The 21,645-nt window shown below is 47.7% G+C and carries 22 protein-coding genes and 2 pseudogenes; 3 read left to right on the forward strand and 21 right to left on the reverse strand.

Annotated elements, in window-relative coordinates; genetic code table 11:
* Positions 1 to 5 precede the first annotated feature (5 nt).
* The 5 genes from queA to CCC32_RS05485 all read right to left on the reverse strand — a co-directional run bounded on the left by queA (position 6) and on the right by CCC32_RS05485 (position 3,900).
* Positions 6 to 1,124 carry a tRNA preQ1(34) S-adenosylmethionine ribosyltransferase-isomerase QueA gene (gene queA, locus CCC32_RS05465; RefSeq protein ID WP_278839936.1) on the reverse strand — a complete coding sequence of 373 codons (1,119 nt, stop codon included), beginning with the start codon at positions 1,122 to 1,124 and terminating at the stop codon, positions 6 to 8.
* A gap of 25 nt (positions 1,125 to 1,149) precedes the next feature.
* On the reverse strand, positions 1,150 to 1,866 hold the full coding sequence (truB, locus tag CCC32_RS05470; RefSeq protein WP_022316284.1) for a tRNA pseudouridine(55) synthase TruB: 717 nt from the start codon (positions 1,864 to 1,866) through the stop codon (positions 1,150 to 1,152).
* Between the two features lie 21 nt (positions 1,867 to 1,887).
* Positions 1,888 to 2,685 (reverse strand): undecaprenyl-diphosphate phosphatase, encoded by a 798-nt coding sequence (locus CCC32_RS05475; protein ID WP_022316285.1) that lies wholly within the window; start codon positions 2,683 to 2,685, stop codon positions 1,888 to 1,890.
* 21 nt (positions 2,686 to 2,706) lie between these two features.
* Complete coding sequence (locus CCC32_RS05480) at positions 2,707 to 2,934, reverse strand: DUF3098 domain-containing protein (protein ID WP_022316286.1); 228 nt, start codon at positions 2,932 to 2,934, stop codon at positions 2,707 to 2,709.
* A gap of 87 nt (positions 2,935 to 3,021) precedes the next feature.
* Positions 3,022 to 3,900 carry a cell division protein FtsX gene (locus CCC32_RS05485; RefSeq protein ID WP_044066074.1) on the reverse strand — a complete coding sequence of 293 codons (879 nt, stop codon included), beginning with the start codon at positions 3,898 to 3,900 and terminating at the stop codon, positions 3,022 to 3,024.
* Between the two features lie 812 nt (positions 3,901 to 4,712).
* Between CCC32_RS05485 and CCC32_RS05490 the strand changes: the two genes are divergently transcribed.
* Complete coding sequence (locus tag CCC32_RS05490) at positions 4,713 to 4,925, forward strand: hypothetical protein (protein ID WP_287072860.1); 213 nt, start codon at positions 4,713 to 4,715, stop codon at positions 4,923 to 4,925.
* Positions 4,926 to 5,143: 218 nt separating this feature from the next.
* Here CCC32_RS05490 and CCC32_RS05495 read toward each other — a convergent pair whose 3' ends face one another.
* From CCC32_RS05495 to CCC32_RS05540, 10 genes and pseudogenes are all read right to left on the reverse strand, one after another.
* Complete coding sequence (locus CCC32_RS05495) at positions 5,144 to 6,109, reverse strand: permease (protein WP_287072862.1); 966 nt, start codon at positions 6,107 to 6,109, stop codon at positions 5,144 to 5,146.
* A 6-nt stretch (positions 6,110 to 6,115) separates the two neighbouring features.
* On the reverse strand, positions 6,116 to 6,577 hold the full coding sequence (locus CCC32_RS05500; RefSeq protein ID WP_287072864.1) for an arsenate reductase ArsC: 462 nt from the start codon (positions 6,575 to 6,577) through the stop codon (positions 6,116 to 6,118).
* The gene (locus tag CCC32_RS05505; protein ID WP_287072865.1) at positions 6,574 to 7,302 is read right to left on the reverse strand and encodes an aromatic aminobenezylarsenical efflux permease ArsG family transporter; all 729 of its coding nucleotides are present in this window, start codon (positions 7,300 to 7,302) and stop codon (positions 6,574 to 6,576) included. Before CCC32_RS05505 ends, CCC32_RS05500 begins: the two co-directional genes overlap by 4 nt.
* A gap of 6 nt (positions 7,303 to 7,308) precedes the next feature.
* Positions 7,309 to 7,746 carry a nitrophenyl compound nitroreductase subunit ArsF family protein gene (locus CCC32_RS05510; protein WP_022315795.1) on the reverse strand — a complete coding sequence of 146 codons (438 nt, stop codon included), beginning with the start codon at positions 7,744 to 7,746 and terminating at the stop codon, positions 7,309 to 7,311.
* 21 nt (positions 7,747 to 7,767) lie between these two features.
* Positions 7,768 to 7,998, reverse strand: a complete 231-nt coding sequence (locus tag CCC32_RS05515; RefSeq protein WP_022315796.1) for a thioredoxin family protein — start codon at positions 7,996 to 7,998, stop codon at positions 7,768 to 7,770.
* A 123-nt stretch (positions 7,999 to 8,121) separates the two neighbouring features.
* Positions 8,122 to 8,451 (reverse strand): ArsR/SmtB family transcription factor, encoded by a 330-nt coding sequence (locus tag CCC32_RS05520; RefSeq protein WP_287072867.1) that lies wholly within the window; start codon positions 8,449 to 8,451, stop codon positions 8,122 to 8,124.
* 491 nt (positions 8,452 to 8,942) lie between these two features.
* Positions 8,943 to 9,731 (reverse strand): immunoglobulin-like domain-containing protein, encoded by a 789-nt coding sequence (locus tag CCC32_RS05525; protein ID WP_117475658.1) that lies wholly within the window; start codon positions 9,729 to 9,731, stop codon positions 8,943 to 8,945.
* A gap of 156 nt (positions 9,732 to 9,887) precedes the next feature.
* The gene (locus CCC32_RS05530) at positions 9,888 to 10,097 is read right to left on the reverse strand and encodes a helix-turn-helix domain-containing protein (protein ID WP_044072484.1); all 210 of its coding nucleotides are present in this window, start codon (positions 10,095 to 10,097) and stop codon (positions 9,888 to 9,890) included.
* Positions 10,098 to 10,550: 453 nt separating this feature from the next.
* Positions 10,551 to 10,691 (reverse strand): hypothetical protein, encoded by a 141-nt coding sequence (locus CCC32_RS05535; protein ID WP_156132433.1) that lies wholly within the window; start codon positions 10,689 to 10,691, stop codon positions 10,551 to 10,553.
* A 177-nt stretch (positions 10,692 to 10,868) separates the two neighbouring features.
* Positions 10,869 to 11,246: pseudogene (locus tag CCC32_RS05540) on the reverse strand (DUF4143 domain-containing protein); the annotation flags it as partial.
* Between the two features lie 571 nt (positions 11,247 to 11,817).
* On the opposite strand from CCC32_RS05540, the gene CCC32_RS05545 reads away from it, so the two are divergent.
* Both CCC32_RS05545 and CCC32_RS12785 read left to right on the forward strand, forming a co-directional pair.
* On the forward strand, positions 11,818 to 12,597 hold the full coding sequence (locus CCC32_RS05545) for a radical SAM protein (protein WP_287072877.1): 780 nt from the start codon (positions 11,818 to 11,820) through the stop codon (positions 12,595 to 12,597).
* A 392-nt stretch (positions 12,598 to 12,989) separates the two neighbouring features.
* Positions 12,990 to 13,508: pseudogene (locus tag CCC32_RS12785) on the forward strand (mechanosensitive ion channel family protein); the annotation flags it as partial.
* Between the two features lie 133 nt (positions 13,509 to 13,641).
* Here the strand turns inward: CCC32_RS12785 and ltrA are convergent.
* From ltrA to CCC32_RS05580, 6 genes are all read right to left on the reverse strand, one after another.
* On the reverse strand, positions 13,642 to 15,048 hold the full coding sequence (gene ltrA, locus CCC32_RS05555; RefSeq protein WP_287072881.1) for a group II intron reverse transcriptase/maturase: 1,407 nt from the start codon (positions 15,046 to 15,048) through the stop codon (positions 13,642 to 13,644).
* Between the two features lie 602 nt (positions 15,049 to 15,650).
* Positions 15,651 to 16,607 (reverse strand): 5-dehydro-4-deoxy-D-glucuronate isomerase, encoded by a 957-nt coding sequence (gene kduI, locus CCC32_RS05560; protein WP_287072883.1) that lies wholly within the window; start codon positions 16,605 to 16,607, stop codon positions 15,651 to 15,653.
* 71 nt (positions 16,608 to 16,678) lie between these two features.
* On the reverse strand, positions 16,679 to 18,046 hold the full coding sequence (locus CCC32_RS05565) for a PTS galactitol transporter subunit IIC (RefSeq protein ID WP_042517077.1): 1,368 nt from the start codon (positions 18,044 to 18,046) through the stop codon (positions 16,679 to 16,681).
* A 387-nt stretch (positions 18,047 to 18,433) separates the two neighbouring features.
* Complete coding sequence (locus CCC32_RS05570) at positions 18,434 to 19,225, reverse strand: hypothetical protein (protein ID WP_287072885.1); 792 nt, start codon at positions 19,223 to 19,225, stop codon at positions 18,434 to 18,436.
* Positions 19,226 to 19,410: 185 nt separating this feature from the next.
* On the reverse strand, positions 19,411 to 20,184 hold the full coding sequence (gene lpxA, locus CCC32_RS05575) for an acyl-ACP--UDP-N-acetylglucosamine O-acyltransferase (protein ID WP_042517081.1): 774 nt from the start codon (positions 20,182 to 20,184) through the stop codon (positions 19,411 to 19,413).
* 28 nt (positions 20,185 to 20,212) lie between these two features.
* Complete coding sequence (locus CCC32_RS05580; RefSeq protein WP_044072490.1) at positions 20,213 to 21,598, reverse strand: efflux transporter outer membrane subunit; 1,386 nt, start codon at positions 21,596 to 21,598, stop codon at positions 20,213 to 20,215.
* Positions 21,599 to 21,645 lie beyond the last annotated feature (47 nt).

The raw sequence follows: 21,645 nt of genomic DNA on the forward strand, positions 1-21,645 counted from the left end.
CAGCGTCAGTCGTTCAAAATCAGCATGGCGTCACCGTAGCATCCGAACTTGTAGCCGTTTTCCACCGCCTTCTTGTATGCCTCCATTATCAGTTCGTATCCTCCGAAAGCGCATGTTGCCATGAGCAGCGGCGACATCGGCTGATAGAAGTTGGCAATCATAGTGTCGGCGAGTCCGCATTCGTATGGAGGGAAGATGAACTTGTTTGTCCATCCCTCATATTCCTTCAGCATCTTGTCTGTGCCGATGGCGGTCTCTGTAGCCTTGAGCACACTTGTACCCACGGCGCATACATGTCTGCCATTGCGCTTTGCCTCGTTCACCACGCTGCATGCCTCGGCTCCGATGTGCATCTGCTCGGAGTCCATCTTGTGTTTGGTGAGGTCTTCAACCTCTATGCTATGGAAGTTGCCGAGTGCGCAGTGCAGGGTGATGAATGCGAAGTTCACGCCCTTGATTTCCATCCTCTTCATCAGCTCACGGCTGAAATGCAGTCCGCTTGCCGGTGCTGTGACAGCTCCCTCGTTCTTTGCGAATATACACTGGAATCTGTCCAGGTCTTCGTCGGTGACTTTTCTCCTGTCCACGATATAGTGTGGCAGCGGAGCCTCACCGAGCGCGAAGAGGTCGCGTTTGAACTCATCGTGTGGTGCATCGTAGAGGAATCGCAGTGTGCGTCCACGGCTTGTGGTATTGTCGATCACCTCTGCCACCATCGAACTGCTCTCGTCGAAGAAGAGCTTGTTGCCTATTCTTATCTTTCTTGCCGGCTCCACGAGCACGTCCCACAGGCGCATCTCCTCGTTTAGCTCACGCAGCAAGAACACTTCAATCTTTGCCTCTGTCTTCTCCTTCGTGCCGTAGAGACGTGCCGGGAAGACTTTCGTGTCGTTGAATATGAATGCGTCGTGCTCATCAAAATAGTCGAGCACGTTGCGGAAGTCCATGTACACGGGGTTGCCGTCTGCATCCTTCAGCTCATGTCCCTTATCGTCTTTCTGAAACATGTCGATGGTGCCCGACTTGCGGTGTACCACCATCAGCCTGCACTCGTCGCGATGGTATGACGGTTCAAGTGCGATAAGCTCCTCTGGAAGTTTAAATTTGAATTGCGATAGTTTCATATTCTTGCTTTACCTTTATATATTTTCAATTTTCTTCTGTGTTCTCCTCTATGTCCTGCTCAGCGAGCCACTGCGGAAAGTCATCGAGCGTGATGCAGTCTTCCACTCTCACGTCGCCCACCCTTGTGCGCCGCAGGGCTGTGAGATAGGCTCCGCTGCCGAGAGCTTCTCCGATGTCGCGTGCCAGGGCGCGGATATATGTCCCCTTGCCGCATACCACTCTGACAGACAGCTGCATTGCCTCTTCGTCGAAGTGGGTCATCTCTATCTCGTCCACTCGCAGGGTCTTGGCCTTGAGCGGCACGTCTTGGCCTTCGCGCATGAGCTTGTAGGCGCGGTCTCCGTTTATCTTGCATGCCGAATATGCCGGCGGCACCTGCTGTATCTCTCCCACGAACTTTGGCAGCGTCTCCTCTATCAGCTCACGTGTGATGTGCGCCGTGGGATAGGTATGGTCCACGGTGTGCTCCATGTCGAAACTTGGCGTCGTGGCACCGAGCTGCAGCGTGGCGGTATATTCCTTGGTGTGCGCCTGCAGTTCATCGATGCGCTTGGTAGCCTTGCCAGTGCATAGGATGAGTACTCCGGTGGCAAGCGGATCGAGTGTGCCGGCATGTCCGGTCTTCACCCTCTTCACTCCCATCCTCTTTGAAATCAGGAAACGGATGTGGGCAAGTGCCCCGAAGCTCGACATGCGGTATGGCTTGTCGATGCAGATTATCTCTCCCTTGTTGAAGTTCATCTGTATGTCTGTTCTTTTCTGTTATGCAAATGAGCAGATTATGGTCACCGCACCGGCGATGGCGCAATATATTCCGAAATATACGAGCTTGCCTTTCTTCACGATGTTTATCATCCACTTGCAGGCGAAGCATCCGGATATGAATGCAGCGCAGAAGCCCACCACGAGTGGCAGTGTGTCTACTCCGCCGAAGGCCTGCTCGCCTTTGAGTCCCTTGAGCAGGTCGAGCAATGCCTCACCGAGGATTGGAGGAATGACCATGAGGAAGGAGAACTGTGCCAGCTTCTCTTTCTTGTTGCCGAGCAGCAGTCCTGTAGCTATGGTACTGCCGGAGCGTGAGAGTCCCGGCATCACTGCCACTGCCTGTGCGAGACCGATGATGAAGGCATCTTTAAGGCTGATTTTCTCTTTCTGGCGTGGTTTGGCGTAGTATGAGAATATCAGCAGCAATGCTGTTACGAGCAACATGCAGCCCACGATGAGGAGTCCGGAACCGAATATCTCCTCCACGGTGTCTTTGAAGAACACGCCCACGATGCCGACCGGTATCATTGAGATGAGGATATTGAGGAAATATTTCGTCTCTTCGTTCATCTTGAACTTGAACACGCCCTTCACGATCCAGTCAATCTCCTTCCAAAGTATCACGAGGGTGCTGAGCACCGTTGCCACATGCACCATTACAGTGAATGCGAGATTGTCTTCACCGTTCACTCCGAAGAGTGTGGCGCTGATAGCCAGATGGCCGCTGCTGCTCACAGGCAGGTATTCCGTCAGTCCCTGCACGAGACCGAGGATCAATGCTTCAAACCAATTCATTTCTATTCCTTATGTTATGCCTTAATCGTCTTTAGGTTTTCTCATCACTCCGTATATCATCGACACGAAACCGATGAAGCATACTATAGGCGCTACGGTAGTGTGCATGGTGTTGAATATCTCGGGGTCGAACTTTTCTTCGGTCGAACCGCCGCCGCTCATCAATATGAAGCCGACTATCACTATCAGCATGCTGATGCCGATAAGCATGAAGTTCACGCGGTCAAATGCAAAATTTCTCTTGTCCATTATTATGTAACGTTTTTAATGTATGTCTTATTTAATCCCGACAAGGGCCGGGAAGTGGCGCTTAAGGCTGGAGCCAGCCAAGGGGCCTTAAATTTTGTAGAGGTCTCCGGCTTTCATCCTCAGGAACTTGTTCACCGAGAGCCATGAGCAGAAGAGCGTGATGAGCAGTCCGAAGAGCAGCACCGACACTCCCGTAATCGCCATCACCTGCCATGTGAGCACCACGAGCACGTCGGGCTCATACATATACAGGGCATACACTCCACCGGCAAGCACCGCATCGGCGAGCACCGCGGCGAGCAGTCCCTGCCACATGGCGCTTCTGACGAACGGCCAGCGTATGAATCCCCATGACGCTCCCACGAGTTTCATCGTGTTGATCAGGAAACGGCGGGCATACATGGCGAGGCGCACGGTGTTGTTTATCAGCGAGAACGACACAAAGGTGAGCAGTACGGCAAGCACCAGCAGCACCAGGTTGATGCGCTGCAGATTGTCGTTCACACTGTCCATGAGGTCTTGCGGATAAGTGATGTCGGTCACTTTGCTGTCAGCCTTAAGATTCTTGGTAATCCATTTCAGCGAGTCCTTGTTGGCATAATCCGCCTTGAGCTGCAGCTCCATGGAACCGACAAAGGGGTTCTCACCGATAAACTCGCTCGGGTCTGTGCCCATGGCGGCAGTCTGCTCCTTCAGCACCTGTTCCTTGCTGACGTAGGTCACACGGTGTACATAGGGCAGCTTCTGCAGGGCAACGGTCATCTGCCTTGCCTGTGGATCGGTGACTTCCTCGCTCAGCACCATCGTCACAGTGAGGTTCTCCTTCACATAAGAGGAGAGATTCTGCGCCGTAAGCACGGAGGTTACCACCATTCCCAATAAAATCAGTACCATTGCGGTACTTATACATAGCGTTATCGCCTGCAGACCAATGCGTCTGCCGGACTTTCTTCTTTTCTTGCTCATTTCACAATTTGGCTATATAACCTGAATTCGCTGCAAAGATAACCATTTTAGAGAGAAACAAGAAATTTTTCTTGTATAATATCACATTGAACGGCCTAATGACCGATTCGGGCTAAAATTGGGCACGGTGCTTGCCCAACTGGGGTAACGTGCTTGCCCATCATGGGCAACGTGCTTGCCCCTGTTGGGCAGATTTGCTGTCAGACATCTGCCCAATAAGTTAATGTTGTAATACCAGTATTACAAGATTCTGCCAACGCATACGATTCCTGTCGTCTGAATTCCTCACATCTGTCAATTACTTCCATCTGACAATTACTTTCATCAGCAAACCATCCAGACAATTGCCTGACAATCGAAAGACGGTCATCTATCTGGTTGTCAGAACATTACAACGAAAAACCAGACAATCTGACAGTTTTTTTTGAAATTCTTGTTTTTACTTAAAATCAGCGTTATGAACAACTTTTACTCATATCGATTGAATTAATTCCGCCAACGGGCTGAGCTTTTATATCAAGCCATAGATGTGGCTTTGCGGTCTCGCCTTTATGATGACGAGAAATATGTGGACAAGATTGTTGGTTCCTTTACAGAACTTGCCAATATGTATAACACGTCACAGCTAACTGCAATAAAAATGCAGAGACTCTTAATCGCAATATCCAACTGACGGAAAAGCGATATGCAGCAATGATGAAGCTTATGCAAACATCATATACAAAAGTCCCACAAAATTTAAGGTGTCTGTAAATGTCAATGATGCTGACTGGCAGAAGATTCAAGAACTGTTTGCCAAAGAACGCCAATGAATGACCGCACAGATGCAGATCCATATCCGTGAGGTCAATTCCATGTTTGCTGATGAACGGAAGAAAGTTCGTGAACGCTACAAGGAATATGATGGTTGTTACCTTGGTTACTATGCCCAGTGGTTCTTCTGGTTCTTCTTCGTTCTTGGCTTGGTCATTTTCGGCTTGGCTATCTTCTTGATACTCGACAGCCACTACCACTGGACGAAGTAATCTAGTGTTCCCAACATGGCTTGTGGAATTCATTTTGGAAAGAACAAGCCCACTGACAATCGGCATTTCTGCTGAAAATCAATGGGGCTGCTTATTAGATTGTCAATCTTGATAAGATGAATTATCAATTTTATAGTGATGATCAGCCAAGTGTTCTTCATCATCAGTAGTAGCATTATACATTACCGATGCTAGTTGAATTTCAGGACGTTCGTTACCTATAAACAACAGTTGAACAGCCAACCAAGGAGGATGATGGCGAAGGCAACTGTGCTGAAGAAAATCCCGATGAGACGCGTGTTCATTACTTTCTTTAACATGGTAGCCTCTGGCAAAGATAGACCTACTACCGACATCATGAAGGCAAGTGCGGTGCCGAGGCTCACGCCTTTTGCCACAAAGACTTCGACAACGGGGACAATACCGGCAGCGTTGGCGTACATCGGTACTGCAAGAAAGACGGCAAGAGGCACGGCATACCAGTGCTCTCCACTGAGGTAGGTCTCGAAGAATCCTTCGGGCACATAGCCATGCATAGTAGCTCCGATGGCGATGCCTATGATGACGTAAAGGATGACTCCGCGAACGATGCCGAATGCTTCTCTCAGAATCTGTGGCAGACGCTGTGGCAGGGAGAAATGCTCGTTCGGTGTGTCTTGACTGGTTCCTGTCTGTTGCTGAATCTGTCGCACCCAATCGCTAAGATTCTTCTCAAGTCGCATTTTTCCTAAGATGTAGCCTCCTATGGTGCCTAAGAGAATGCCGCTTATGACATAAATGGCGGTCACTTGCCAACCGAATGTGCCGGCAAGCATCGCCACGGCAACCTCGTTGACTAAAGGAGATGTAATGAGGAATGCGAAGGTTACGCCCAACGGAATGCCTCCCTTGACAAACCCGATGAAGAGCGGTATGCTGGAGCAGGAGCAGAAGGGCGTGATGGCTCCGAAGAGGCTCGCCAGCAGGTATTGTAAACCATAGAGCCGTCGTGAGGTAAGGAAATTGCGAACTCGCTCAACAGGAAAATAGGCGTTTACTACCCCCATCACGACACTGATGAGGAATAGCAGCAGTACAATCTTCAGCGTGTCATAGACGAAGAAGTTGAGTGCTTCGCCAAGGTGTGTTGTGGCATCTACACCTATGAGGTTATAGACAAGCCAATCAGCAAATTGTTGAATCATAATAGTTTAATCATTATAGTTTTCTGATGTACAACATTCTATCTTGATATCCTTTATTTCTGTCAAATAGAAATTGTGCATTTTTTGTTTAATCTCATCGCGCACACGTCGGAACTCAGTCAGCACCTCTTCCTCCGTACCCTTGAAAGCATCTGGATCGTCAAAGCCAATGTGCAGACGTTTTCCCACTTTGCCTATGAACACCGGACACGATTCGTTCGCTCCCCCACAGACAGTAATCACATAATCCCATGGATCACCCAGATAAGAGTCAATGTGCTTCGGATAATGTTCGGCGATGTCAACGCCTATCTCTGCCATCACCTTGACAGCTAGAGGATGAACTTTTGATGCCGGACGAATGCCAGCAGAATGAACTTCTAAATCAGGGTCAAGGCTTTGGAGAATGCCCTGAACCATCTGACTGCGGCAACGATTGCCTGTACATAGAACTAAAATTCGTTTCATACGTTGATTGTTACGATGTAATACATTCCCACGATGATAAACAGCAGTGCCACGATGCGGTTGAGCCATCGCTGAAAAGCGGTTATTCGTCCCATCACCTTGCCGAGCGACTGCATACTGTAGGCAAGAATCCATGCCACAAGAAGGACGGGAAGTGCCGTTGCGATGGCGAAAACGAGCGGAAGGAGATAACCTGCGGTGGTTTCGGCGGACATAGGGATGAGCATACCGAAGTAGAACAATCCGCTGGTGGGACAGAATGCCAAGGCAAAGAGGATGCCGAGGACGAAACTGTCCCATGCGCCTTTCATCATACCATTGATGTTACCGTTGAAGCCGAACTTGGGCAGGTGGAGCTTATCACCAAAGAGCATGAAGAAGCCGATAAGGATAAGTGATGGACCAAGGATGAGTTCGCCCCATTCGCTCACCACCTGCTGAAGTCCGAAAGTGTCTTTGCCTATTCTTATTATATAAATGAGGATGACTCCGAGAAGGGTGTAGGCAAAAGTTCGACCAAGGGTATAGAGCACGCCACTCCACAAGATTCCACGACGAGCCCTTTGCTGGTCATCATCGCACGCCATACAGCCACGAGTAATGTAACCGACTGCCGTGACGTTGGTGGCTAACGGACAAGGACTCAGTGCAGTGAGCAAACCGAGGAGAAAAGCAGTAAATACTGGCACCTGGCTGCTGTCAAGGAGATGGTTGAGAAAGTCCATAGCCAGTTATTTTACGGCCTTCATGACCTTGTTTTTTAGTTGAGAACAGAACTCCTTAGCATTGCTTCGGGCATTGGCAAAGGCGAAGCGGGTGAGGTCTTCTGCACCATTCGGCGTAACGACGAAGAGTGAAGAGAACGTCACCTTGTATTTCTTAGCGAGCTTTTTGCCATCGGGTGTGGTGATGTCGATGATGCGAAAAGTTACCTTGCCTTTTTTGACGAGCGAGGAGAGTTCGCCCTCAACGAGTGCTTTCGTCTCGTTCTCGATGGCGATGCACGTAATGCAACGCTGTTTGCCGTGGAAATACAGGATCTCTACAGGTTGCTGAACCTTAACTGCATTTTCTGTCTTTACTTCGGCAGATTTGTGGTTAGCATTGCAAGAGCTTACACTAACGGCTGAAAATAATGCAGCCAGAATGATGATTGATAATGGTCTCATATGATCTTTGTCTAATGGTTGTTACTTCAAGATTGCCAGCAGTTCTGCTTCGTTCTTCTGCCCACGGGCAACAACCTCGCCATCGACCACGAGAGCAGGAAGCGACATCACGTTGTACTGCATTACCTTCATGATGTCATCCACCTTTTCGATGGTTGCGTCAATCTGGTTGTTCTTTACTACCGCCTCTACTAGAGACACATACTTCTGATTGCAAGCACATGAGCTTACAAGTACTTTAATCTGTTTCATAACTTATATAATTAATTATTGTTTATAATTCGCAGAACAACGAACATTTTAATTCTAAATATACCCTCGAAGCGAACCGCGAGGGTATATTTAGGTCAAAGAGTGTCTGTTGCAAGTGGGTGGTTATCGGCAACAACCATCATTCTTCTCGCTGAGTTCCATATTGAAGAACTCCGAGAAGAGTTGGTGTGCATACTGCAAGTTCTCGCGATTGATGCAATACTTCACCTTAGGGGGTTCTATCTCACCTTGTATGAGTCCTGCTTCTTTCAAAGCTGTAAGATGCTGACTTACTGTAGCCTTTGCTATAGGTAACTCCTCGTGAATATCACCAAAATAACAAGTGTCCTGTTTCGCAAGGAACTTCATGATGGCTATGCGTGCCGGATGTCCGAGGGCCTTAGCAAAACCTGCCAAAGTTTCCGTCTTGATGCAATATTTCTTTTCTTCCATGCTTAGATGTATCTTGAATTTGTTCGTAAAAATACAAACAATGTTTTGATCTACCAAGGATTGTTCGTAATTTAACAAATGATTAACATTTTTGTAGGGCTAAATCAGTCTGTGTTTATCAAAAAGTATTAAAAAGTGCTCCTAATTGCGAGGATAACTTGCCATTTAGAGCATTCCATATAGTCAGGCATAAAATGTCAGCTGTCCAACAATTAACAATAGGGCTCATTTTCTCACTTTTAATAGCAATCGAAACAGTAATCAAATGACAACATCGGAAAATTTCCGTCCATTTCCATGTTAAGATTTGTTAAGCAGATGTTTTCATTTTCGGATAAAAGTAATTCTTGTTTCTAATTTGTTTCTTTTGCAAATTTTCGGCTTTAGTTAGTATTGATAATCAGTACTTTACAAGAAATCAGCAGATTATCAAGAATAAACAAAATGCCAATAAACTGAAGAGTATTTTCATAAGCAACAATTCTTTTTATTTACTTCAACTCAAAGGTTGCCATGAAAGGCACCTTCTCACCATCTATGCTATCCTCATAAAAAAAGCGGTAAACGCCTGGTTTGTTGGGAAGAATATCGGGAAAAAGATGGGCAGTAATGGTGCCGCTTTGACCATCGTTTAAAACATGACCGATGGCCGTGAACAAGCAATCGGTGGGCACAACAAACCAATTGCCATCCGCTCCTTGGGCTGTGATGCTATAGGCATCGCCATACACAAATTCCTCGCCACTATGGTTGGTAATCGTGAATCTGATTTCCGTGGTGCCCAATGGATAGGAAGGCTTCTCCGCCTTGAGGGAGATGCCTTGGTAGGTGCTCACGCCTTCCCTGTTGTCGATGATAGGGTCCAACTTGCCCTCAAACCTGATGGCGGGCGAGTTGTAAATCTGCCTACGAAACTCCAGCTGCTTCTCCTTCGTGTTCCAACGGAGCGCAACATCAATGGAGTTGGATCCCATTCCAAATCCAACAACATTTCGCAAGGCCGGGGTCTTGTCTTCCGACAGGAACTTCCGCTCAAGTATCCGCATAATGGCGTTCAGTTCCCTATGCGAATATTTACGTGCCGAAGCCTTGCGATAGGTTCTCTTCTTGCTCTTGACAACTCTCTTTTTGCTAATGGCAACCCTCTTTTTGCCAACAGTTGCCACTTTCTTTTGCTGAATGGCCATTGATGGGTTGCAAGCAGCACAAGTGGTTTGCATTGAAAGGAACATTGTCAATCCTAATATTATTGCATTGAGGAGTTTTGGCTTCAGTCTCATAGTTATCAGCAATTAATAATTTAACATGTAGAGAGATATGAACTCTTATAGTATATTTCTTTTCTTATGAGAAAAGTTCAATTTATTTTGCAAATACTATATTTTAGTTTATCCACAAAATGATGCTATGATATTATTTTGTCTCTCATAATCTCTTCAATCATTGCGTTCCTTTTTGTCCGTGATAAGTTCTTTCATATCCACAGACAAGAACTGTGCAATTTCAAGAAGCGTTGTAAGGTTGGGTTGAGAACGGTTGCATACGTAAGCATTGACCGTACTGAAACTCCTTCCTAACTTCTTTGCAAGCCATGTTTGGCTTATCCCTTTGTCCTCTAAGACTGCTCTTATGCGATTTAACTTCATGTTTTTATCGTTTTTACGCTACAAAAATAATATTTTATCGTGATAATCCATCCAAATCCCTTGAATATCTGCTGTATTCCGTCGTAATTTAGACAATATAGAAATATAATCTGCAAAAATGGGACTAAGCAATTGATTTCCCAACATGGCAAGATACATATATGCGTTCATAAATATTTGTTCTATTTGCCATGTTCTTAAAATGTCAAAATCGGAAATTTATCATTGTTTTCAGTGTTAATTTATGTTTTCTCATGCTTTCATTTTGGGGTTTCTTGATTTTGTTGTTCCTAATTTGTTTCTTTCGTCATTTTACCATTCCAATTAGTATTGATTATCAGTACATTACGAGCAATCAGTAAGATTTCAAGAATAAGATTATGAAGGATGTAAGTGCATTTGTTTTATGGTGGTCTCGTGCTAACTTATCTATTATTCTCTGATCTTATCAAGCTAACTTTTCGTCCCTGGCATCTTCTTATACACGAATCCTTCACCACCAGGGAAGTAAGCTTCGAAAACCGTACAGAGGAACTGGGCGATATCCTTACGCTTCTTGCCAATCTTGAAGAATGCGGAACTGGCATATGCCATGAGGTCGGCCTGGCAGCACTTGGCACAGCCATCAACGACAGCGCAGCACCAACATACATAAACCTAATCTTTGCCTTGTCGCTTATGGGCGATATGCCTACAAACAAGGCAAGGACGAGCGACAATGCGCAGAAGCAGAGTGCCAGTAATGCTGTTCCCATATTCTATTCTGTTTTTTCAATCTTTCAAACAAGAAAGCGGTATGACTTTTACTCCGTCTGGGCGTGTGTAAGCCATGCTGCCACCTGTCATGACAATCATCAAGTCGGGTTCGCGCAACGGCACCTGCTTTTCTGTCTCATTATGCACTTGAATGAGTCGTTTGATTTTCAAAAGATGTTTGGCTCCTTCTTCTATCTCACGGCTGCCAAGTTTGCACTCTATCAGAGCATAGCGTCCATCGTCAAGATGAAGCACAAGGTCGGCTTCCAGTCCGTAGCGGTCGCGATAATATGACAGATGATTGCCAAACCCTGGAGTATAAGCCCGAAGGTCTCGTGCACACATCTGCTCAAATATGAAACCAAAGGTCTTAAGTTGTGTTTCCAAAGCTTCTGCATTCGACTTTTGTTTAAACCACAAAACTATTCGGTATTTTTGTGGTAATCCATTCGGTGTTTTTGTGGTAATTCATTCGGCGTTTTTGTGGTGAGTCATTCGGCATTTTTGTGATTGACTTATTTTGGTTCTAAAGAAAATGTTCATTTCTTTAAGGCATTTACAAGTAAAAATACTACCTTTACAGCAGTTGAGTGCGTGTTTGCTTATCGTTGTTTATTTCCATATTTGACCAAGGTCAAACTCGGCTGCACTCGGAAAAGAAAGCAAGTTTTCTTTTCTCTCGTTAGCACGAGTTTTGCAGCACATTTGCAGCACGCTCACGCAAATAGCTTGTTTATAGACAGTGTGCATTTCGAGGAGGTAAAATAATAACGCGGTACGATTTGAGTGAGAAATGTAACATCCCAATAAGGTGTCAACTTCATCTAAAGATATGAGGCTCAAATCATACCAATCTATTTTTTCACCGTCACTAAAACAATTGTTTTCTTCTTGGTGTTAGAAATAGTGTGTATATTTGCATGACAAATAGAAACATACAAAAAAACAAAAAAAACATCTTGCCATGAGTACAGTAATATATCCATCACCGATTTTCGGACCGATACACAGTCGCCGACTCGGTGTTTCTTTAGGTATCAACCTTATGCCAGCCGACGGAAAGGTGTGCACATTCGACTGCATCTACTGCGAATGCGGCTTCAACGCCGACCACCGCCCCACCCTTCCACGCCCCACTCGCGAGGAAGTGGCTGCCGCCCTGGAAGCCAAGCTGAAGGAGATGGCAGAAAACGGACCGAAGCCCGATGTGCTGACATTTGCCGGCAACGGTGAACCTACGGCGCATCTGCATTTCGCCGAAATCATTGACGACACTATAAGACTGCGCGACAAATACTGTCCGCAGGCAAAGGTATCGGTATTGAGCAACAGCACCATGCTCCACCACAAGCAGGTGCACGAGGCACTGATGCGCGTTGACAACAACATACTGAAACTCGACACCGTGAGCATAGAATACATCAAGAAGGTGGACCGTCCGCAGCAGCCGAACTACAACGTGGAGGACATCATCGAGAGTCTCTCCGCCTTCAAAGGCCATGTCATAATCCAGACGATGTTCATGAAAGGGCAAGCAGACGGCGTGGACATGAGCAACGTGAAGGAGGAATACATCGAACCGTGGCTCAAGGCTGTGGAGCGCATCAAGCCGATGGAGGTGATGGTATACACCATCGACCGCGAAACTCCGGCAAAGGGCCTGCTGAAAGCTACCCACGAGGAGCTTGACGGCATACGCGACCGCGTGACAGCCATGGGAATCCCATGCACGGCATCATATTAAATCCCAATTAAAACCCAAACACAATTATGAACAGTCTATTCCTCGCCGCCACCTCGACCATCAAGGAAATCGAGAAGGTTCCCGAACACTCCGTGAAGGAGCTGCTCGACAAGTCTCATATGAACATCCGACTCGAAGACGCCATAATCTTCGGCATAAAGCTCGTTGTGATATACATCATCGTAAGAGTGCTCTCGGCGATAGCCAAATACCTGTTCCGCCATACGATGCGCAAACAGGCGGAGAAGGGAATGGACGTGACGAAGGTGATGTTTCTCAGGCAGATAGTGGTCACGGCGATATACATCATCGGATGCGCCTCATTTCTCTCGCTCATACCGGGAATGGAGAAGATAAGCAACTCCATACTCGCCAGTGCAGGAATCCTCGCCATGGCGGTGGGTCTTGCATCACAAGAGGCACTGTCGAACATCGTAGGCGGACTGTTCATCATCTTCACCCGCCCGTTCAAGGTGGGGGATTTAATACGGGTTGACGACGACGTGGTGGGGACGGTAATCGAGATAACGCTGCGCCACACCATAATACGCAACGTGGAGAACCGCATGATTCTGATTCCTAACAGCAAGATAAACTCTGCCACGATAATAAACTCCTCGTATGGCGACAGTTCCACCTGTTCGTTCATCGACATCGGCGTGTCTTACGACACCAACCTGGACGGGGCAATCGACGTGATGCGGCAGGAGATAATGAAGCACCCGCTGCTTTTAGACCACCGCACGGAGGAAGAGAAGAAGGCGGACGTGCCTGTGGTGGTGATACGCGTGGTGAATCTCGGCGACTCTGCCATAACGCTGCGTGCATGGGCATGGGCGGCAACGGCTGTAAACGCCACGGTGATGAAATACGACCTCTTAAAGAGCATCAAGGAGCGCTTTGACAAGGAGGGCATCGAAATACCATATCCTTACTACAACCAGATAGTAAAATCGAGTAGGAGGAAAACGAAGCAGTTTTCTTCCTACTTTCGTTTTCCGACCTCTCACACCACCGTACGTGCGGTTCCGCATACGGCGGTTCCTATTTTGGATACCATTCGAGATATGCCTCCATTAAAGTAGCATACCCTGCGGAGCGTAGTTTATTGTTATCTATCGCCCTTTTTAGAACAGGGCTGTCAGCTATTCGCCAATAGCCCTTGCGAGTATTACCCCATTCGTATGCTTGGTATTTACTAATGCCACATCTGATGAGGTTTGCCACTTTTGTCTTGACTTTCTTCCAAGCTTTCCATATACACATGCGTATTCGACGTCTTAACCATTCATCAGTATCAAGTAAGAGACGTTTCATATTAGCAAGATGATAATAGCCGACCCACCCTCTTATGTATTCTTTCAGCTTTTGCTTTCTCTTGGCGTATCCCCATCCGTTGCTGCGACTTGTCAATTCTTTCAACCTTGATTTCATCTTGGCTTTGGACTTTGGGTGCACTGTGAGTTGGCATTTGCCCTTCATCACATAAAAGGAGTAGCCGAGGTATTTCACTCCGCGCACATACGACACTACGGTCTTTTCCTTGTTGACTTTGAGATATAGAGTATTCTCTATAAATCGGGTTATAGACTCCTTCACTCGCATTGCTGCCCTCTTGGACTTACAAAATATCATCGAGTCATCTGCATAGCGTACAAAGGGAAGCCCTCTGCGTTCAAGTTCTTTATCCAATTCATTGAGCATGATGTTGCTCAACAACGGACTTAGCGGTCCTCCTTGGGGAGTTCCTTCCTCACTCGCTTCAAACAAGCCTTTGTTCATTACACCACTTCGGAGATATTTGTGTATAAGACTGACAACTCTGCCGTCTTTTATCGTACGGCTGAGGATTTCTATGAGCTTGCTATGGCTCACGGTGTCGAAGAAGCGTTCAAGGTCAAGGTCTACTACATAGGTGTAGCCCTCGTTGATTATCCTTTGCGCTCCACGCAGTGCATCATGGCATCCCCTTCTCGGTCGGAAGCCGTAGCTTGTCTTGGAGAATTGGTTCTCATAGATAGGAGTCAGTACTTGGTTGATGGCTTGTTGCACCACACGGTCTACTACTGTAGGTATTCCCAACAGGCGCATCTTGCCGTTGTCTTTGGGTATTTCTACCCTTTTCACTGGGTTCGGACGGTAAGAGCCGTCCATCAAGGAACGGATGAGCACATCCTTGTTGGTCATGAGCCATGGGAGCAACTGCTCGCATGACATCTTGTCGATACCACCACAGCCTTTGTTTCTCATAACAGCCTTGTAGGCTCGGTTGAGATTGGAAGGACTGAGGATTTGCTCGAAAAGGTGCTCCTTGTCGAATGGTACTTCCACGATGTTGTCTTCACACATCCACATGAAGGTCTGCACTCCCCCATACCATTCGGTTTCCGACCTATCTCTTTGGGGGCAGCCATTAACTTGGGATAATGTTTTCTGCATTCTTTCCTTCATGAGGTATGTTTCAATTACTATCGTTTAATTGTTAGGTTCAGCCCTTCGTGCAACGTTATCGACTATTGCACTACTATGGCGTCTGCTGACTTCTCACGGTAAGCTTTACTCCGCTTCTTTCGTAAAAAAAACTATTTGAAGCGTCCGTGAGACCTCCTCGGATAAGGGCATTGTCTTTCCATCTTATACCCACTTCATTTACACCGACCGTTCCGAATAGCTATGGGGCTTTGGTCTGTGTTGCAACCTTACCCACGGTCATATGCCTTGTATGAAGTTTCTGTACGTTAGGTCAGATGTTTGCCACCGGCTTCTTTCAGATTTCACCTCACGATGAACACCCTTGCCTTTGGCTATGTAATTCCCGCTATTAAGGCTTACTCGGGACTTGCACCCGTTAGACAATGCTCGTGCCGAGCATACAACGAATTGACGGGCAGACTCTTTACTCGTCTACCCGTCAATCCGTATACTTGCCAAAATGCCTTGCAAAATACAAAAGGCTGCAAGCAGTTATAAAAAAAAACGGTCTAATGTCGATAGGGGATTATTCCCAATCGGTCATTAGGCCGTTTAGGTTTTACTTCATATCCACATAGGGATTACTTCATTTCCACATAAGGTATCTTGTCCATGTCGCCATAGTCAAGATTCTCTCCGCCCATGCCCCAGACGAACATATAGTTGCTTGTGGCAGAAGCGCAGTGTACGCTCCACTCCGGAGACATCACAGCCTGCTCATTGTGCAGCCAGATTACGCGGGTCTCCTGTGGCTCTCCCATGAAATGGGCGATGGAGTTACCCTCAGGCAGATTGAAATAATAGTATGCCTCCACACGACGGCCGTGGGTATGGGCTGGCATAGTGTTCCATACTGAACCTGGAGCCAACTCGGTGAGTCCCATCTGCAACTGGCATGGACCGCCCTTGCCGCCGTTCTTCTCAGAGAGCACGTTGTTTACAATCAGCTGGTTGATGACGCGGTCGTTGCTCTCTTCCATTTTTCCGGCATGGAAGCTGTTTGAGTTCAAGCACTTCAGTTTCTTGGCGCGAGCTGCATCGTTGCATACAATCATCTGTGTAGGATATGCCTTGTGGGCAGTAGTGGAATTGATATAGAACTTGGCTGGGTTCTGTGCGTCCTTGCTTGCGAAGGTGATTTCCTTTGAACCGCGGCCCACATAGAGAGCATCCTTGAAATGCAGTTCATACTGCTTGCCGTCAACGGTCACCACACCAACACCCTTGCTGGTATTGATGATTCCCACCTCACGGTTGTAGCAGAAATATGGTGCCTTCAGAGGGTCGATGGCTTCGAGCTTCAGCACTTCGCCTACTGGCACTGCTCCTCCGAAAACGAGACGGTCGTACATTGAATATGTGAGGTGGATCTTGTTTGCCTCCATCACATTCTGCATTGTGAACGCACTACGCAGGCGGTCGGTGTCGTATGTCTTCACGTCCAATGGATTGCAAGCCGTCTGGATAGAATAGTCTGTCTGTGCATTGGCACACAGAGTAGTAGCCGCAAGGGCTGTAGACAACAATAGTTTCTTCATTATCTTGATAGTTTTTTGATTTATATTATATGCAGATCTGCCACATTGTATGGCATACCCACCTGCTTCAATTAGTCTTTCTTTGCCTCTCTGTCTTCCTTCACGATTCGTCTGTTGTTTATGAACATGAGGGCAAGGGTTATCACCGTCAATACTCCCATACCGAGATACTGCAGCTTGATGCCACGATAGATTACCCAACCGAAGAGAGAAGAGGCGAAATCAAGCGCACCGCCGGAGAATCCTTCCGGTATCTCGGCTGCCTTGTCGCCAGTGGCATCAAACACATGCTTTGCTGCCATTGTGAAGTCGGGTGCCATGTCGGTAACGAAATACAGGCCGATGACGAGAGCCACGAGTCCGATGATGAGCGTCTTCACCACATTGCCCTTGGTGAACGGCAATACCATCGGGAAGAGGTAGAACATTCCGGCGAGCGATGCCAGCGGCAGGAACTGGTTGCCGGGCAGGAACACTGCCAAAGCGAGAATCACGGGAATGAGGATTATAGACACCACGAGAGTCGTGGGATGCCCGATAACAAGAGCCGGACTCATGCCGATATGCACCTTCTTGCCGTTGAACTTGGTCTTCACCAGTTCTTGTGTCTTCTCTGAAATAGGCTTCAGTCCTTCGATGAAAAGCGAGGTGATACGGGGGATGAGTTCCATCACGGCTCCCATGGTGACGCCAAGGAAGAGTATCTTCTTGATGTCGAGCTGTGCTGCCCATCCGATGAGCATACCCACGATCACTCCCAGGACGAGGGGCTCGCCGAGCACACCGAACTTCTTCTTCAGTCCTTCTGCGTCGATATCGAGTTTAGAGAAGCCCGGGATGAGGTTGAGCAACTTGTCAAACACGATGGCGAAGGGCATGAAGCTCTGGCAGAACGGCTGAGGAATGGAGATTCCTTCGAGGTCGTAGTATTTCTGGAATTTCTCTGCCGTCAGGTCTGCGCATACCAGAGTGATGATATAGCAAACGATGGCAGCGAAATATCCCCAAAGCAGACTCTCACCCATCACGAAATAAGCCACGGCTCCGATAAAGGCGAAATGCCAGTAGTTCCAGAGGTCGATGTTCACCGTGCGTGTGGTCTTGGTAATGACCATCAGGAAGTTCACTCCCAGACAGATGGGGATGATGAGCGCTCCCACGGCGGTGTTGTATGCCACGGCAGCTGCTGCTGGCCAACCCATATCAAAAACGTTGAGCTGCAGGTGATAGATGTCTGAGATTCCCTTCAGCGGGTCGTTGAAATTGGTGGTCAGCAATGCCGTCACCACTCCCAGTCCTACGAATCCCACACCGACAAAGAGCCCCGACTTGAGTGCCTTGCCGAATTTCATACCGATACACAGTCCGATGATGGTGAAGATGATAGGCATCATAACACTTGCACCCAGACTGATAATGTAGCCGAATACTTGTTCCATTGTATTTTCCTGTTTATGTTTTTTTGATTAGCTTGTTAGTAGATATAAATTGTTCGGGGCAAAGTTAGGCAAAATATTTGAATAAGCATCTTTATTATTGTAAAAAGTAACATTAATGCATAAAGAGCGGACATGAATGACGGCAAAAGATAAATGACGTTAAAAGATAAGAGTATACAGTTCTGAATCTGTCGGAACACATGACAATCAAAACGGGCATGGGTCAGAGCATAAAAAAAACATAGTCCCTGCCATCACGGCTGAGACTATGCACATTTTTATTGCTTATGATCGGCGAAATCTCAAAAAGTCAAATTGCCGATTTTTCTTTTCGCATGTTTAAAACTTACCTTTAATTCCTTATTGTCATTTATCATTCATCGTCATTTATTTGTTGATCTTCATTGTCTTCACACCGTCTGCCGTGCGGATGGAGATGATGTTCACACCCTTGGCGAGTGGCAGCGTTGCTGTGTCACCGGCATTGAGTCTTGCCTCGGCGAGACACATTCCGCTTGGTGTGCATACACTGACGTTGCCTGCCATACCGCCCACTACGACGGCGTTGCCCTCAACACGGAATTTCATGTCTGCATTGGCAGCTGCGATAGAAGCCGACTCTCCGTTGTAAACTCTCACGTTGTCGATTGCCATGTGCTGTGCGAGCTTGCCCTTATACTGCCATGCGATATATACCGGCGTGGTGTCATCAGTGAAGCATTTGGTGATGTCATATACCTTATGTTCAGGTTTCGTTGTCTCACCGTCAGCAAGGTCTTCGGCGGTATATCCCTTCAGCGTTTCGATTGGCGCCCATTCCACTGCGTTGTATGAATAGTATACTCCAGCCTCAGTGCTCTTCTTTGTCGTGGCATTGTAGTCGATGTCAAACTCCAGGAATGTCTTCTCACCGTCTTTCAGTTCTCCGCGAACGAGTGGTGGTGTGTCGAGAACTGCCCATACCAGTGTGTATCCTGCCACTGCTGATGATATTGAAGCGAAGTCTCCTTCGAAGTTGCCGCTTGTGACAGGAATCTCATACCAATTGTCGAAGCGCCACAGATACTGGTCCTGCATCTTGCCGTCGAGTTTCTCGATAATCCGGTTTTCTGGTGTCAGTCCGCCGGTGAAGTCTTCTGAGAACGGCAGCGAATATGTCGGTCTGTTGCCCTTTGCCATTGTCTCAACTGCCGGCAGCGACTCAACGCCGTCTGCATATACAGAGCGCTTTGTGGAAGCATTTTATGACCGACAGCTATCCGGACAAGAGAAGCCCGGCATACCTCAATACTACGAAAATAGGGAACTAACCTCGCGGCCAATTCCCTACAAAAACCATGCTATGAAAAAATATCAGGTATGATTTACATTTTACTTATAATTCCAATCTTAGATGCTTCAAGGAACGCAACTATAGATTCAATCTCCTTGCCTGGCGGCACCTGTTCCTTGATCTGGTTTATGGCATCAAACACGCTCGTCTGTCCGTGGAACACGAGGCGATAGGCATTGGCGATATGGCCTACCACCTTTGGTTCAATGCCCGAATTGTGGAGAAGGGTCTCGTTTACTCCTCCGTAGCGCACTGGGTTGTCAGTGGCTACGATAAACGGAGGTACGTCTTTGCTGATGCGCACACCGCCGGTGACCATCGAGGCTCCACCCACACGCACATTGGCGTTTACGATAACACCGGAAGAGAAGATTACAGCACTGTGGATTTCGCAGTCGCCGGCAACCTTAGTACCATATCCGAATGTGCAGTAGTCGTCAACCTTTGTGTCGTGAGACACGTGGACACCCTCCATGAAGAAGTTACGGTTGCCGATACGTGTCTCGCCGGTCTTGAATGTGGCACGGTTGATGACAACATTCTCACGGAAGATGTTCTCGTCGCCGATAATCAGCGGTGTGTCGTCACCACTGAAATTGAAGTCCTGTGGCTCAGCACCGAGCACGGTGTTCTGATAAACCTTGTTGCCCTTTCCCATCCGTGTGCCCTTCATGATGCTCACGTAAGGATAAATCACGCAGTCGTCGCCGATGACAACGTCGTCCTCGATATAGGCGAAAGGATAGACAGTGACATTCTTGCCCAACTTTGCGCCCGGGGCTATATATGCTTTTTCACTTATCATGATATACAAGTTTAAATGGTGTGTAACTTTAGTTTCTTCCTCCGCCGAGAGCGTAGTAGAGGTTCACAACAGCCTGCATCTTGTAGAAATCATCTGCCACCTTGGAGAGCTGCGCATTGAGCAGGCTCTGCTGTGCGGTGATTACCTCAAGATAGGTGCTGCTGCCCTCGTTGAAGAGAAGCTTGGTGTATTCCACGTTCTTGGTGAGACTTTCCACCTGCTTCTGCTCCAGCTTCGACTTCTCGTCAGAAGAGTTGTAGAGCACCAGGGCATTGCTCACCTCACTGCCGGCAGAGAGCACGGCATTCTGCCATGTGTTATATGCCTGTTCCTGCTTTGCCTTGGCCACCTTGAGTCCTGCCACGAGCTGACCGTGGGCAAAGATAGGCTGCACGAGGCTACCTATGGCATTCCACAACATCTTGCCAGGGTTCACGATACCTCCACCACCATTGTTGGTATATGCACCAGAACCGCTGATTGTGATGCTTGGATAGAAGCGCGAACGAGCCTGGTTGGTGTCGTAGAAGCACTGTGCGAGCGACATCTCGGCGTAATGCACGTCGGGACGGTTGCTCAGGAGCTGTATGCCGATGCCGGTAGAGAATTCCGAAGGCAACGACTGCTCGTCGAGCTTTCCGCGGCTGATTGTCTGTGCCGGCTGACCGAGCAGAAGGGAGAGGGAATTCTCAACTTCACGAATCTGGCGCTTCAGGTCGGCTGCCTGTGCCTGCACCGAATAGTAGTTAGACTCGGCGCTCTGCACGCCAGTCTCCTTCACACGTCCCAATTCCTTCTGGAGCTTCATGATTTCCCATGTCTCCTTGGTGAGGTTTGTCATGTTGTCTACAAGTTCCAACTGCTTGTCGAGCATCATGAGAGTATAGTACATGTTGGCGATGTTTGAAATCAGACCAGTCTGCACCACGAGCTGATAATCCTTGGTGGCGAGCAGCGACATCTGTGCGCTGCGCTTCACGTTTAGCAGATTGCCGAAGAGGTCGATGCTCCAGCTTGCCTGCACTGGCAGTGAATATGTCTTCGTTGCCTTGTTGCCGTCCCACGAAGAGATCACTCCCTGTGGCGAGAACGTGAACGATGGCACAAAAGCGAGCTTTGCCACCATGAGCTGCTCCTCCACCATCTTCACGTTGAGAGCAGCGTTAAGCATGTTGGTGTTGTGAGTCAGTCCCTGCTCGATGAGCGACTGCAGCTGAGGATCGGTGAAGACGCTGCGCCAAGGCAGGTTGCCGAAGCTCGTAGTGTCGCTTACGGCGAGAGTGTCGGCGATGGAAGCGGAGTCGCGCACCAGGCCCTTCACATTCACGTCGGGACGCTCGTATTTATTGTATATTCCGCAGCTGCCAAGCAACAGACCGGCAGAGGCGAAAGCTATAATACTCTTGATCTTCATATAGATAATGTATTTTTATAATCCCAGACCCAAAGGAGGTGAGTTTC

Source organism: Prevotella sp. LMAG:51, assembly GCF_008680225.1.
Lineage (GTDB): Bacteria > Bacteroidota > Bacteroidia > Bacteroidales > Bacteroidaceae > Prevotella > Prevotella pectinovora.